Source organism: Rhizobium sp. G187, assembly GCF_051549525.1.
Taxonomy (GTDB): Bacteria; Pseudomonadota; Alphaproteobacteria; order Rhizobiales; family Rhizobiaceae; genus Allorhizobium.
On sequence record NZ_JBPUGM010000006.1, the window covers coordinates 84,859 to 97,084 of the forward strand.

The following is a 12,226-nucleotide window of genomic DNA, read 5'->3' on the forward strand; positions in this document are numbered from 1 at the left end:
TACCAGATGCTAGATCTGATAACCGCTCGCTATCGATTACTCGCCGAGGCCCGCAAACAGTGCCGTCGAGAGATATCGCTCCGCGAAAGAGGGGATGATCACGACGATGGTCTTATCGGCATTTTCCGCCCGCTGGCCGACCTTGATCGCTGCGGCGAGTGCAGCGCCTGAGGAAATGCCGACCGGTACGCCTTCGAGGCGCGCGACGAGACGGGCGGTCTCGAAGGCCTCGTCATTGGTAATGGCAACAACTTCGTCATAGACGCCGGTATCGAGGATTGCCGGTGCAAAACCGGCACCGATGCCCTGGATCTTGTGCGGGCCCGGAGCGCCGCCGGAAAGGACTGGACTGTCGGCTGGCTCGACTGCGACGATTTGCAGGCCGGGCTTGCGGCTCTTCAGCACCTGGCCTGTGCCGGTGATGGTGCCGCCGGTGCCGATGCCGGAGACCAGAATATCGATCCCGCCGTCGGTGTCGTTCCAGATTTCCTCAGCGGTGGTCTTGCGGTGGATCTCGGGATTGGCCGGGTTCTCGAATTGCTGCGGAATGACGGAATCCGGCGTTGTCTCAGCCAGTTCCTGGGCCTTGGCGATGGCGCCCTTCATGCCCTTGGCGCCTTCGGTCAGCACCAGTTCCGCACCAAGAAGCGCCAGCATCTTGCGGCGCTCGATCGACATGGTTTCCGGCATGGTGAGGATGAGGCGATAGCCCTTGGCGGCTGCGGCAAAGGCAAGTGCGATGCCGGTATTGCCGGAGGTTGGCTCGATGAGCGTGGTCTTGCCGGGCACAATCTTGCCCTGCGCTTCCAGGCTCTCGATCATTGCCACGCCGATGCGGTCCTTCACCGAAGCAATCGGATTGAAGAATTCGAGCTTGCCGAGGAGATGGGCCTGCACGCCCTTTTCCTTCGCCAGCTTGTCGAGCCGCACGATCGGCGTGTCACCGATTGTCTCGGTGATCGAGCCATAGATCCGGCCACGGCCTGGTTTCTTCTCGGTCATAGGTATCTCTCCCTTGCTCATGTCTTTGCCATCTAACTTAGGCGCGCGCCCAACACCCCGCCAGCACAACCACTCCAAGCGACCGCCCGGCAGTGGAAAAAACGCCCCGGATCGGTCCTAGATTTGTATATTCCTGCCAAGGCTTTGGCGGGTGGTGGCGATCAGGCCGCGCGTGTTGCAATATAAGCAGCAGTGCCGGCCAGAATGCCGGCGGCAGAGCGGTTCAGGGCTTTCAGTGCCGTCGGACGTTTCAACAGACCGCGCGCCTGGGCCGCCAGCAGAATGTAAGGCAGGAGTACCGCCATCAGCACCAGGAATGTCGCCACGACAAGAACCACGTAGTCGGCGAGGCGGATTTCGGCGAGTGGGATCAGCGTCGGCACCAGCGCCACGTAAAACAGCATGGTCTTCGGATTGCCGAGCGTGACAAGCAGCCCGGATAGGAAGGACAGGCCAGGCTTCATTGCGCGTTCGGCCCTGATATCCTGGGGCAGAAGTCCCGCAGTCCAAAGCTTCCAGGCGATATAGATGAGATAAGCGGCTCCGAGGAATTTCAGGGCAAGGAAGGCGGTGGCAAATGTCTTGGCAAGCACCGCGAGGCCGAGAATAACGGCCGTCAGATAAACGAGATCGCCAAGGATCAGGCCGAGCCCCATGAAAAAGGTTGGCCGGAAGCCGGAGCCGAGCGCCCGCGCCACGATTGCTGTCATGCCGGGGCCGGGAATGGCCGCTGCAATAAACAGCGCGCTGCAATAGGCGATGATCGTCGTCAGTGTCATGGGGCCCCTCCAATTTCCCTCATGTCTAATCTTCGCGTGAAAGACTTGCAACGGTGACACGATCGCGATTGCAGCCGGTCGCCCAATGCGCTTAGCAATGTTCATCTTTGCGCGGAGAGAGTGTTGTGCTGAGCCTGCCCGCTTTTTCCGCCTTCGCCCTGATCTGCCTCGGCATGGTGCTGACGCCCGGCCCCAACATGATCTATCTGGTCTCGCGGTCGATCTGCCAGGGCCCGATGGCAGGGCTCGTTTCGCTCTGCGGTGTGGCGCTTGGTTTCGTCATCTACATGGTGCTGACCGCACTCGGCATCACCGTGCTGCTTCTCGCCGTACCCATCGCCTATGAAGCGCTGAAGCTTGCAGGCGCGCTCTATCTCGGCTGGTTGGCCTGGCAAGCTTTGAGGCCCGGCGGTCGCTCGCCCTTTCAGGTGCGAGATCTGCCGGTCGACAGTCCGAAGAAACTCTTCAGCATGGGCCTGCTGACCAACCTTCTCAACCCGAAGGTCGCGATCCTCTATGTGTCACTGCTGCCGCAATTCGTCGATCCGGCACGCGGCAGTGTCTTTTTGCAGTCGCTGAGCCTCGGCATCACGCAGATCGTCATCAGCGTCACGGTCAATGCGATGATTGCAGTCACGGCGGGCTCAATCGCCCTGTTTCTCGCCGGACGCCCCTTCTGGATGCTCGTCCAGCGCTGGCTGATGGGCACGGTGCTGGCGGCGCTGGCGATCCGGATGGTGACGGAGGCACAGCGCTAGGCTGTGCTGACCAAGCGGATAACGTGGCTGCCCGGCCGCCTTTCAAACACCAGTTGAACCGAACCCACCAGCGCCCCGCGCCGTGTCGCTCGTCTCGGTGACCTCTGCGACCCGCGCTTGCGTTACGGGCGCAATCACCATCTGTGCTATCCGCATCCCTCGATCGATGACGAAATCCTCGTCGCCGAGATTGACCAGGAGCACTTTCACCTCGCCGCGATAATCGCTGTCGATGGTGCCGGGTGTGTTGAGGCAGGTCACGCCGTTCTTGAAGGCGAGGCCGGAGCGAGGGCGGATCTGCGCCTCGAAACCTTGGGGTATTTCCATGATCAGACCGGTCGGCACCAGCGCGCGTTTGCCGGGCGAAAGGGTCATCGGCGCGCCATCTTCAACGGCGGCCCTGAGGTCCATGCCGGCCGCCCCTGGTGTCTCGTAGCTCGGAAGGGCAAGGCCCTCGCCATGCGGCAGGCGCTTCAGCTTGAGAACCGGGCCCAGGATGTCGGCTTGGATCGGAGACATGGCGGATTCCTTTGTTTCTCGCGCTCAATTGCATATTGGCCGTCGAAACGCTAGATAACCGCCGACCAAAAGGAATTCCAAAACCATGGCTGAAACGCTCGCAGAGGCGGTCTCCCGCCGCCGCACCTTCGCTATTATCGCCCACCCGGACGCGGGTAAGACGACGCTCACCGAAAAGCTGCTGCTGTTCGGTGGCGCTATCCAGCTTGCCGGCGAAGTGAAGGCAAAAAAGGATCGCATCCAGACCCGCTCGGACTGGATGAAGATCGAGCGCGAGCGCGGTATTTCGGTGGTCACTTCGGTGATGACCTTTGAATATGAAGGCAATGTCTTCAACATTCTCGATACGCCCGGCCACGAAGACTTCGCTGACGACACCTATCGTACGCTGACCGCGGTCGATGCCGCTGTCATGGTCATCGACGCCGCCAAGGGTATCGAGCCGCGCACGCTGAAGCTGTTTGAAGTCTGCCGCATGCGCGACATTCCGATCATCACCTTCGTCAACAAGATGGACCGCGAAAGCCGCGACATCTTCGAGATCCTTGACGAGGTCGAAGAGAAGCTGGCGCTGGATACAGCCCCGATCACCTGGCCGGTGGGCCGTTCCAAAAGCTTCTGCGGCTCCTACAATCTGGTCGAAAACACCTTCCGTGGTTCGGACAAGCAGGTCGAGGCGCTCGCCGTCAACAGCCCCCGGAACGTCGCTGAGAACCTGCCGGAAAACGAACGAGACACCTTCATCGACGAGCTGGAACTGGCGCAGGAAGCCTGCAAGCCCTTCGATCACAAGGCTTTCCTCGAAGGCCATATGACGCCTGTTTTCTTCGGCTCGGCGCTCAGGAATTTTGGCGTGCGCGATCTGATCAATGCGCTTGGCGAATTCGCGCCGCCGCCGCGTGACCAGGTGGCCGATGTCAGAACCGTGCATGCTTCGGAAGAAAAGATGACGGCCTTCGTCTTCAAGATCCAGGCCAACATGGACCCGAACCACCGCGACCGTATCGCCTTTGCCCGCATTTGCTCCGGCAAGCTGGAACGCGGCATGAAGGCCAAGCTTGCCCGCACCGGCAAGCAGATGGGTCTGACCGCGCCGCAATTCTTCTTTGCCTCGCAGCGCCAGTTGGCGGATACGGCTTACGCGGGCGACGTGGTCGGTATCCCCAACCACGGCACCCTGCGCATCGGTGATACGCTGACCGAGGGTGAGGCTCTGGTGTTCCAGGGCGTGCCGAACTTCTCGCCGGAAATCCTGCGCCGCGTCCGGTTGGAAGATGCGATGAAGGCCAAGAAGCTGAAGGAAGCCCTGCAGCAGATGGCCGAAGAGGGCGTCGTGCAGCTCTTCTCGCCGGAAGACGGCTCGCCGGCGATCGTCGGCGTGGTCGGCGCGCTGCAGCTCGACGTGTTGAAGGAGCGCCTTCAGGGTGAATACACCCTGCCTGTCTCGTTCGAAATGTCGCGCTTTTCGGTCTGCCGATGGATCTCGGCTGAAAATGCAGCTGACCTCGACAAGTTCATGACCGCCCGTCGTGGCGATATCTGCCGGGATCTGGATGGCGATCCGGTCTTCATGGCGCAGGATCAGTTCTCGCTGCGCTACGAAGCCGAGCGCTATCCGGCGATCAAGATGGTCGCCATCAAGGAATATCACGTCGCCAAGGCGGCGTGATTGAGGCCGGTAAAGCCGGGGTTCTCAAAACCCCGGCAATCAGCCGAGGCGCATGATCCGCATGCCGAGGTCCGGATCTGTCTCGATCCGAAGGTCTTCGTAGTCCGAAATGGTCGGATAGCGCGTTTCAAGCACGTGCTGATGGGTGGAGGTCACCACGACCACGTCCGCCCCGGCACCTTCTCCCGCCTGAACGCCGGCCAGAACGTCTTCAAACACCAGGCAATTTGCCGGATCGATACCCAGCTTTTCGGCGCCTAAGCGGTAACCCGCCGGATCCGGCTTGCCGATCTTAACATCTTCGGCTGTCACGATCTGGCGCGGCTGCGGCAGCCCGGCTGCTCCAATGCGGGCCCGGGCCAAGGCGGCGGGTGCGGAGGTAACGATTGCCCAGCGTTCCGGCGGCAGCGACTGCAGGAAGGCGATTGCACCCGGTAGAGCAATCACGCCCTCCAGATCCTCGATCTCGCCGCGCTCGACGTCCAGCGCTTCCTTCACCACGTCAATGCCCGGCAGGTTGAGCGCGGCAATCGTGTCGACCCCACGCTTGCCATGCATGGTCGGCAGGAAGGTCTCGACGTCCAGGCCGTGGCGAAGCGCCCATCGGCTCCACACGCGCTCGGCAGCGGCGATTGAGTTCAACAGCGTGCCGTCCATGTCGAAAAGGAAGCCCTGATAATGCCTGTCGAAAAGATTGGGGGAGGAAGAGGTCAAGAGTGCCGTCCTGCGAGAACCGTGGAAGTATTCCCGGACCTAACCCAGGAGGGCCATCGGCGGCAAGTGCGATGCGGATGCGGAATGGCGGTGTCCGTTGGCACGACACGGCGGGTGACAGGGCGCTTGCGTTGATCTAGTCTTCCTCCCGAGAGACAGGGGCGTCTGGCGCAAGCCGGGCTGAGAAGCACCCTTTGAACCTGAACCAGATCATGCTGGCGGAGGGAGTCGCTCGGGGCTCCACCGCTTCTTGCGTGCCGTTCCGTTGCATCTCCGTCGCCCCCAAGAGAGATGCTGCCATGTCGACCAATTCCGCCATCCGCAATGTGCTGTCCATCGCCGGTTCCGATCCATCAGGTGGTGCCGGCATTCAAGCCGACTTGAAGACGTTTGCGGCTCGAGGCTGCTATGGCATGGCCGCCATCACCGCCTTGACAGCCCAGAATACCCAAGGTGTATCGGCGGTGCAGGCCCTCGACCCGGAATTCGTCGCAGAGCAGATCCGGATGGTCTTTGCCGATGTGAGGGTCGATGCGGTGAAGATCGGCATGATCGCCAATGCCGGGATTGCGCGCGCGGTGGCTGACGCTTTGAGGCCCCATCAGGGGGTAGCAATTGTCATTGACCCCGTGATGATCGCCAAAGGCGGCGCGCCCTTGCTCGACCCGAAGGCAATCGAAGTTCTCAAGCGCGATCTTCTGCCGCTCGCATCCCTCCTTACGCCCAATCTGCCGGAGGCTGCGGCGCTTTTGGGTGAGCCGGAAGCACGTGAGCGGACCGTGATGGGAGCGCAGGCAAATCGCTTGACCACGCTCGGCCCGCGCGCGGTCCTGGTCAAAGGCGGGCATCTGGTCGGTGAACAGAGCCCCGATGTTCTGGTGTCGGAAGGGCAAGTGACCTGGTTCGAAGCTGTCCGCATAAAGACGGCCAACACGCATGGAACCGGATGCTCGTTATCCAGCGCCCTTGCTGCCGAGTTGGCGAAGGGGAGGAGCCTTGAGGATAGCGTTCATGCGGCGAAGGATTGGCTGGCAGGAGCGGTCAGGATGTCGGATCAGTTGAGTGTCGGAGCCGGCCACGGACCGGTGCATCATTTCCACGCACTCTGGCGCGATTAACTATTCGAATCTTTGGGGATTTGGCTGATATCGAAAGCGAAGGGCAGCGCTGAGGCGACGAAGGATTGGTGGGTTGGGCTCAGTTGCGATCGCTGATCCACAGTGCCCAGCCGGATGCCGATCTCGCCCGTCTCGGCTGAGACGCGCCAGAGCGGTGAGCCGCATGTGCCGCAGAAAAACTGATCGCTCGGGCGTCCACTGTCACCAAGCTTGCGATAGCCCTTAGGGCTGCCGGACAGGATGTGAAACTTCGAAGGCGAGGTGGAGATGGTCACCCGATAGGCCGACCCCGTCAATTGCTGGCAATCGGTGCAATGGCAAATGCCCACAGCCGATGGATCGACCTCGGCTTCGTAACGGATGACTCCGCAATGGCAGGAACCGGTGATCCGCATATCGCCCTCGCACGCAAGTAGGTTCTGCCAAAAAAATGCCCGGCGGTTGGAGGGCCGCCGGGCAAGTTGAACTTGACTGTGCTCTATTAATGATCGGCCTTGATAAAGGTTCCGTTGTTGAGTTCGCGCATGGCCTGCATCAGCTCTTCGCGCGTGTTCATCACGATCGGACCATGCCACGCGACAGGCTCCTTGATTGGCTTTCCGGTCACGAGCAGGAAGCGTATCCCCTGTTCCCCGGCCTGGACGGTGATCTCGTCTCCGGTGTCGAAAACAACCAGCGTCCGGTTACCGGAAAGGTCACGAATATTCAGCTCCTCGCCCATGAACTCCTTCTCGACCTTCACGCCGAACGGTTTCGAGGCGTCGCGGAACGAGCCGGACCCTGCGAAGATATAGGCGAAGGCCGAGCGGTAGGTGTCGACCGGAAAGGTCTTCCGCTTGCCCGGCGGCACCGAAATGTCGACATAGACAGGATCGGCAGCGATGCCATCGACGGGACCGTTGCGGCCCCAGAAGTCGCCTGAGATGATGCGGACCGAGGTGCCATCATCGTCCACCACGACCGGAATGTCGGTAGCCTTGATATCCTGATAGCGCGGTTTGGTCATCTTCAGGGATGATGGCAGGTTGGCCCAAAGCTGGAAGCCGTGCATACGTCCGGCAAAATCGCCTTTCGGCATTTCCTGGTGCAGAATGCCGCTCCCGGCCGTCATCCATTGCAGGTCACCCGCGCCCAGCGTGCCGTGGTTGCCGAGACTGTCGCCATGGTCGACCGTGCCGGCGAGAACATAGGTGATCGTCTCGATGCCCCGATGCGGATGCCATGGGAAACCGCGCTGGTAATCGCCGGGATTGTCGTTGCGGAAGTCATCCATCATCAGGAAAGGATCGGTCATCGACGTGTCGCCGAAGCCGAAGACCCGGTGCAGCTTGACGCCGGCGCCTTCCATGGTTGGCATGGCAAGGCTCTCATGCTTGACGGGACGAATGGACATGTCGCGTACTCCTCATCGCGGATGATGGTCTGTTGTTTCAGTGATATAAGCGATTTCAGAGCCTGCCGCATGGGATGCAAGAGGAACGCAGTGTTCACTTTTGCTCGTATTGCGCTGCAAAAAACCGTTGCGAGCACCGACAAATTTCTGTCATGAATATCGTGATGTTTAGAGATCGTTAGCCATTCGGGCGAAGACTGTCGGAAAGTCGCCGTGTTTTGCGGCACAGGAGTTGTGAAGACAAGATGTGTCGCTGGGCAGCCTATCGCGGAGAACCGATCTTTCTTGAGGAGCTCGTGACCTCACCGGCACACTCGCTGATCGAGCAATCCCACTGCGCTACCCGCGCCAAGACGGCGACCAATGCCGATGGTTTCGGCATCGCATGGTATGGTGACAGACCCGAGCCTGGTCGCTTTCGCGATGTGCTTCCGGCCTGGTCCGACTGTAACCTGAAAAGCCTTGCTCGCCAGATCCGGTCACCGCTCTTCCTTGCCCATGTCCGCGCCGCCACCCATGGCGCAACGCGTCGCGACAATTGCCACCCCTTCGTGCATGGCAGCTGGTCCTTCATGCACAACGGCCAGATCGATCATTTCGACCGCATTCGCCGGCCGATGGAAGCGATGCTCGACGATGAGCATTTTCACGCCCGCGTCGGCACCACCGACAGCGAATTGCTCTTCCTGCTGGCACTCCAGTTTGGCCTGCGCGAACGCCCAATCGCGGCCATGGCAGAGGCGGTCGGCTTTGTCGAACAGATCAGCCTCCATCTCACCGGCCATGCCCGCGTCCGCATGACGGCAGCCTTTTCGGACGGTTCCACGCTCTATGCCGTGCGCTACTCGACCGATGAACATGCACCGACGCTTTATGCGGCACCCATGGGGCCGAAGGGGAGCTACTGTCTTGTCTCCGAACCGCTGAATGACGAAACCGATACCTGGGTCGAAATCCCGGCGGGCAGTGCAGTCATTCTCAGCGATAAGGGTCTGGATGCCGCCGAGTTTCAGCCTGTCGTCGAGCGCGCGCCGCCTCAGGATGCCGCTCTTCAGGTCATGGTGGGTTGATCCTGGCGCAAACGCTCAGGCTATCCCGAGTTCGGTGCGCAGTTTGCGGGTGAGCCCGGCACTGACGGCACGATAGGATCGGTCCAGATATTCCGAAAGCTCGGCCTCGGACAACGCCGTCCCCGGTTCGACGGCCACCCATTTGCGTTTTGCGAAATAGGGTGCTTGTGTCACGCCGTCGAGCGAGGTCAGGATCTCAAATGTCTCCTCGCTGACCTTGAAGGCAAGGTGGCGCTCCTGGTCGGTGAGGAGCGCAAAGACCTTGTCACCCACCTTGGCGATGCAACTGTCCCATTGGTCGGAAAGGCTCGTGCCGGGATATTTGCTGGCAAAGGCGGAAAAGCCTTCTCGCGTAAAAATGCTCATGCGCTGCTACCTCCGACCTGGGTTGCGATCCACAAGGCAAGGCGGTCTGCAACCTCCTCCTTGGACAAGTCAGGCCAGGCCTCGATCCCCGCATGGGTGATCAACCGGACTCGATTTCGGTCGCCGCCCATGATCCCGGTCTCCGGAGACACATCATTGGCGACGATGAGGTCAGCGCCCTTCCTCTGAAGTTTGGCCTTGCCGTTCTCCTCGACATGTTCCGTCTCGGCAGCAAAGCCGACCACCAGCCGTGGTCGCATCTCGTGATGACCGATGGTCTTGAGGATGTCGGGATTTTCCGCGAGTTGAAGCGGCGGTGGAGCCTCTCCCGGCTGCTTCTTGATCTTCTGACCAGCAGACGTGATGACGCGCCAGTCAGCAACGGCTGCGACCATCACGGCAATATCAGCCGGCAGGCTGGCCAAGACGGCGTCGCGCATCTCTTCGGCGCGCTCGACATGGACCACGTTCAGTCCAGCCGGATCAGGCAACGTCACCGGGCCTGAGACCAGTGTTACCTCCGCTCCAAGCCGGGCGAGGGCTGCCGCAATCGCATGGCCCTGCTTGCCGGACGAGCGATTGGCGATATAGCGCACCGGGTCGATCGGCTCGTGTGTCGGGCCTGAGGTTACGACGGCTTTCAGACCGACAAGCGGCTTCGGGCCGGCCAGCATGCCTTCAACATGCGTCGCTATATCGAGCGGCTCAGCCATGCGGCCGAGGCCACGCTCGCCGCTTTCCGCCATCTCACCTTCCATCGGGCCGATGAAATGGACCCCGTCGCGTTCCAGCGTCTGACGATTGCGCTGTGTTGCCGGCTTTTGCCACATCTTCGGGTTCATGGCTGGCGCAATGAGGATGGGCCGGTCACTGGCGAGCAACACGGTCGAGGCCAGATCATCCGCCAGTCCATGCGCCATCTTGGCCATGAGGTCGGCCGTAGCGGGCGCGACGACAATGAGGTCGCATTCCCGTGCCAGCCGGATATGGCCGACATCCTGCTCGTCCTCGCGTGAAAACAGATCGATGTAGACATGGCTTGCCGAAAGGGCGCCGACTGCAAGCGGCGTAATTAATTCCTGGGCGCCGCGGGTCATGATCGGCCGCACACTGGCGCCCCGCTCGCGTAGCCGTCGGATGAGGTCGAGGCTCTTGTAGGCGGCGATGCCACCCGCAATGATCAGCAAAATGCGCTTTCCGGCCAAGGTCATGAAAACGTAACCCCTTTCTGTCGAGCGCGACCCTATCGGAAATTGCGCGTCAGGCAAATGCAGGCAACTGAAGTGGTAAATGGCGGTAGCATCGACTGGAGGTGCCGAAGTTTGCGGATCAGGGTTCCGCCATTAGCTGCCGTTGGTGAGGCGTAAGGGCACCTCGGCCACCGCACCCTTTGTGCCCTCGAGATAGCGGAGGCCATCGCCAAGTGTCGCGGCCATGGACTTGACGATCCGGCTGCCGAGTCCAGTTCCCTTGGGCGCGCTGCTGGGATCAATGCCGATCCCATCATCTTCAACTCTCAGAAGGGCTTCGTCCTCGGAAACGGTCTTGAGGATGACGCGGATATCGCCGGCCTCTCCTGGAGCATAGGCATATTTGAAGCCGTTGGTGACGAGTTCCGTCACCACCATGCCGACCGAAACGGCCTTGTCTGCGCTGATCGAGATGGCGTCGGCCTCAAGCAGCAGACGGATTGGTCGTTCGGCACTATGGAGAGAATTGTAGAGCTCTGCCGTCAGTCGGTTAAGATAGCGGTCGAGTTCGACGCGGCTGACGTCGTCGGAGGTGTAAAGACTGCGGTGCATGCCGGCAATCGCGGTGATGCGTGCCTGGGTCTCAGCCAATTCCGCCTTGACCTCGTCGCTCTTGGCGCTCGAGATCTGCAGCCGCAGCAGGCTTGCCACGAGTGCCAAAGAATTGGCCACGCGATGATTGACCTCCGCGAGCAGGGCTTCGGCACGTTCTTTGGCGAGGCGGATTTCCTCATCGGCCCGTGCCTTGGCGGCACGCAACTGTGCATTGGCGATCGATTGTTCGATCGCGCTGGTGAGAAGCGACAGGAAGTCATCACCCACTGTCTTGATCACATAGTCGGCAGCGCCAGCCTTGATCGCCTCGATGGCGATCTGCGCCTCGTTCGACCCCGTGACATAGACCACCGGTATATGCATTCCGGCTTCACGCATCTGCGCCAGGACTTCATGCCCTGTCGTCTGGCGCAGATAGTGGTCCAGAACGACGGCATCGAAGCTGCCACCGTTCAGATGTGTCAGCATGTCTTCCGTGCAGTCCGCATGAACGACCTCGTGCCCCAGACGGCCAAGATGCTTCTGCACGAGGCGCACGATGGCGGCGTCGTCATCCAGGTACAGGACGCGAAAGGCCGACATGGCGCTCTTCTCTTCAGGGGATCTGCATGACAGAGAAGAAAAGACCGAGCTGGCGGATCGCATTGGCGAAATTGTCGTAATCGACAGGTTTGGTGATGTAGACATTGGCCCCAAGGTCGTAGCACCGCTGAATTTCGCGTTCGTCATCCGTCGTGGTCAGGATGACGACTGGCAGTTTGCGCGTATGCGGATTGGATTTAATCTGATCGAGTATGTCAGTGCCCGACATGTCGGGAAGATTGAGATCAAGAAGGATCAGCAGATAGCGATCCTGGGAAACGAGACCCGAGCGGTCGGTTCCAAGAACATAGTCGAGTGCCGCGGTACCATTCGTGAACGGTACAATTTCATTGTGTACGCCGGCGCGGCGCACGTTCTTTTCGATGAGACGAGCATGGCCCTCGTCATCCTCGATCATCACGATCGTAACTTCTTTGCCCACTGCTTTCAT

14 protein-coding genes and 1 riboswitch are annotated in these 12,226 nt (G+C 60.6%); of the genes, 4 read left to right on the forward strand and 10 right to left on the reverse strand.

Annotation, left to right across the window (positions count from 1 at the left end):
- Positions 1 to 36 precede the first annotated feature (36 nt).
- Both cysK and ACSV9I_RS17360 read right to left on the reverse strand, forming a co-directional pair.
- Positions 37 to 1,002, reverse strand: coding sequence for a cysteine synthase A (gene cysK, locus ACSV9I_RS17355; RefSeq protein ID WP_438330098.1), 966 nt, complete (start codon positions 1,000 to 1,002; stop codon positions 37 to 39).
- A gap of 161 nt (positions 1,003 to 1,163) precedes the next feature.
- The gene (locus tag ACSV9I_RS17360) at positions 1,164 to 1,781 is read right to left on the reverse strand and encodes a LysE family translocator (RefSeq protein WP_438330099.1); all 618 of its coding nucleotides are present in this window, start codon (positions 1,779 to 1,781) and stop codon (positions 1,164 to 1,166) included.
- Positions 1,782 to 1,954: 173 nt separating this feature from the next.
- Here ACSV9I_RS17360 and ACSV9I_RS17365 point away from each other — a divergent pair, with 173 nt between their 5' ends.
- Entirely contained in the window at positions 1,955 to 2,539 is a 585-nt protein-coding gene (locus ACSV9I_RS17365) for a LysE family translocator (protein WP_438330234.1), read from the forward strand.
- 42 nt (positions 2,540 to 2,581) lie between these two features.
- Here ACSV9I_RS17365 and dut read toward each other — a convergent pair whose 3' ends face one another.
- The gene (dut, locus tag ACSV9I_RS17370; protein ID WP_438330100.1) at positions 2,582 to 3,058 is read right to left on the reverse strand and encodes a dUTP diphosphatase; all 477 of its coding nucleotides are present in this window, start codon (positions 3,056 to 3,058) and stop codon (positions 2,582 to 2,584) included.
- 85 nt (positions 3,059 to 3,143) lie between these two features.
- Here dut and ACSV9I_RS17375 point away from each other — a divergent pair, with 85 nt between their 5' ends.
- On the forward strand, positions 3,144 to 4,727 hold the full coding sequence (locus tag ACSV9I_RS17375) for a peptide chain release factor 3 (RefSeq protein ID WP_438330101.1): 1,584 nt from the start codon (positions 3,144 to 3,146) through the stop codon (positions 4,725 to 4,727).
- Positions 4,728 to 4,766: 39 nt separating this feature from the next.
- Here the strand turns inward: ACSV9I_RS17375 and ACSV9I_RS17380 are convergent, their stop codons facing one another.
- Positions 4,767 to 5,441, reverse strand: coding sequence for an HAD family hydrolase (locus tag ACSV9I_RS17380; RefSeq protein WP_438330102.1), 675 nt, complete (start codon positions 5,439 to 5,441; stop codon positions 4,767 to 4,769).
- 147 nt (positions 5,442 to 5,588) lie between these two features.
- A riboswitch (TPP riboswitch) is annotated at positions 5,589 to 5,685 on the forward strand.
- 55 nt (positions 5,686 to 5,740) lie between these two features.
- Between ACSV9I_RS17380 and thiD the strand changes: the two genes are divergently transcribed.
- Positions 5,741 to 6,559 carry a bifunctional hydroxymethylpyrimidine kinase/phosphomethylpyrimidine kinase gene (gene thiD / locus ACSV9I_RS17385; protein ID WP_438330103.1) on the forward strand — a complete coding sequence of 273 codons (819 nt, stop codon included), beginning with the start codon at positions 5,741 to 5,743 and terminating at the stop codon, positions 6,557 to 6,559.
- Here the strand turns inward: thiD and ACSV9I_RS17390 are convergent.
- Both ACSV9I_RS17390 and ACSV9I_RS17395 read right to left on the reverse strand, forming a co-directional pair.
- Positions 6,556 to 6,954, reverse strand: coding sequence for a GFA family protein (locus tag ACSV9I_RS17390; RefSeq protein WP_438330104.1), 399 nt, complete (start codon positions 6,952 to 6,954; stop codon positions 6,556 to 6,558). The two genes, thiD and ACSV9I_RS17390, sit on opposite strands and share 4 nt — an antisense overlap.
- A gap of 86 nt (positions 6,955 to 7,040) precedes the next feature.
- On the reverse strand, positions 7,041 to 7,952 hold the full coding sequence (locus tag ACSV9I_RS17395; RefSeq protein WP_438330105.1) for a pirin family protein: 912 nt from the start codon (positions 7,950 to 7,952) through the stop codon (positions 7,041 to 7,043).
- Positions 7,953 to 8,197: 245 nt separating this feature from the next.
- Here ACSV9I_RS17395 and ACSV9I_RS17400 point away from each other — a divergent pair, with 245 nt between their 5' ends.
- Positions 8,198 to 9,022: a class II glutamine amidotransferase gene (locus tag ACSV9I_RS17400; protein WP_438330106.1), complete on the forward strand. Its 825-nt coding sequence runs from the start codon at positions 8,198 to 8,200 to the stop codon at positions 9,020 to 9,022.
- A 15-nt stretch (positions 9,023 to 9,037) separates the two neighbouring features.
- Here ACSV9I_RS17400 and ACSV9I_RS17405 read toward each other — a convergent pair whose 3' ends face one another.
- The 4 genes from ACSV9I_RS17405 to ACSV9I_RS17420 form a co-directional block, all read right to left on the reverse strand.
- Positions 9,038 to 9,388, reverse strand: a complete 351-nt coding sequence (locus ACSV9I_RS17405; RefSeq protein WP_438330107.1) for an MmcQ/YjbR family DNA-binding protein — start codon at positions 9,386 to 9,388, stop codon at positions 9,038 to 9,040.
- Positions 9,385 to 10,599 carry a bifunctional phosphopantothenoylcysteine decarboxylase/phosphopantothenate--cysteine ligase CoaBC gene (gene coaBC, locus ACSV9I_RS17410; RefSeq protein WP_438330108.1) on the reverse strand — a complete coding sequence of 405 codons (1,215 nt, stop codon included), beginning with the start codon at positions 10,597 to 10,599 and terminating at the stop codon, positions 9,385 to 9,387. Before coaBC ends, ACSV9I_RS17405 begins: the two co-directional genes overlap by 4 nt.
- 132 nt (positions 10,600 to 10,731) lie before the next feature.
- Complete coding sequence (locus tag ACSV9I_RS17415) at positions 10,732 to 11,775, reverse strand: histidine kinase dimerization/phosphoacceptor domain -containing protein (protein ID WP_438330110.1); 1,044 nt, start codon at positions 11,773 to 11,775, stop codon at positions 10,732 to 10,734.
- Between the two features lie 13 nt (positions 11,776 to 11,788).
- A complete protein-coding gene (locus tag ACSV9I_RS17420; protein WP_054156295.1) occupies positions 11,789 to 12,226 on the reverse strand; it encodes a response regulator in 438 nt (145 codons plus the stop codon).

Coding starts and splice junctions, on each gene's coding strand:
- cysK (WP_438330098.1), bottom strand. CDS start 1,002: ATGACCGAGAAGAAACCAGGCCGTGGCCGGATCTATGGCTCGATCACC.
- ACSV9I_RS17415 (WP_438330110.1), bottom strand. CDS start 11,775: ATGTCGGCCTTTCGCGTCCTGTACCTGGATGACGACGCCGCCATCGTG.
- ACSV9I_RS17360 (WP_438330099.1), bottom strand. CDS start 1,781: ATGACACTGACGACGATCATCGCCTATTGCAGCGCGCTGTTTATTGCA.
- ACSV9I_RS17375 (WP_438330101.1), top strand. CDS start 3,144: ATGGCTGAAACGCTCGCAGAGGCGGTCTCCCGCCGCCGCACCTTCGCT.
- ACSV9I_RS17390 (WP_438330104.1), bottom strand. CDS start 6,954: ATGCGGATCACCGGTTCCTGCCATTGCGGAGTCATCCGTTACGAAGCC.
- ACSV9I_RS17420 (WP_054156295.1), bottom strand. CDS start 12,226: ATGAAAGCAGTGGGCAAAGAAGTTACGATCGTGATGATCGAGGATGAC.
- ACSV9I_RS17400 (WP_438330106.1), top strand. CDS start 8,198: ATGTGTCGCTGGGCAGCCTATCGCGGAGAACCGATCTTTCTTGAGGAG.
- ACSV9I_RS17365 (WP_438330234.1), top strand. CDS start 1,955: ATGGTGCTGACGCCCGGCCCCAACATGATCTATCTGGTCTCGCGGTCG.
- ACSV9I_RS17395 (WP_438330105.1), bottom strand. CDS start 7,952: ATGTCCATTCGTCCCGTCAAGCATGAGAGCCTTGCCATGCCAACCATG.
- dut (WP_438330100.1), bottom strand. CDS start 3,058: ATGTCTCCGATCCAAGCCGACATCCTGGGCCCGGTTCTCAAGCTGAAG.
- thiD (WP_438330103.1), top strand. CDS start 5,741: ATGTCGACCAATTCCGCCATCCGCAATGTGCTGTCCATCGCCGGTTCC.
- ACSV9I_RS17405 (WP_438330107.1), bottom strand. CDS start 9,388: ATGAGCATTTTTACGCGAGAAGGCTTTTCCGCCTTTGCCAGCAAATAT.
- coaBC (WP_438330108.1), bottom strand. CDS start 10,599: ATGACCTTGGCCGGAAAGCGCATTTTGCTGATCATTGCGGGTGGCATC.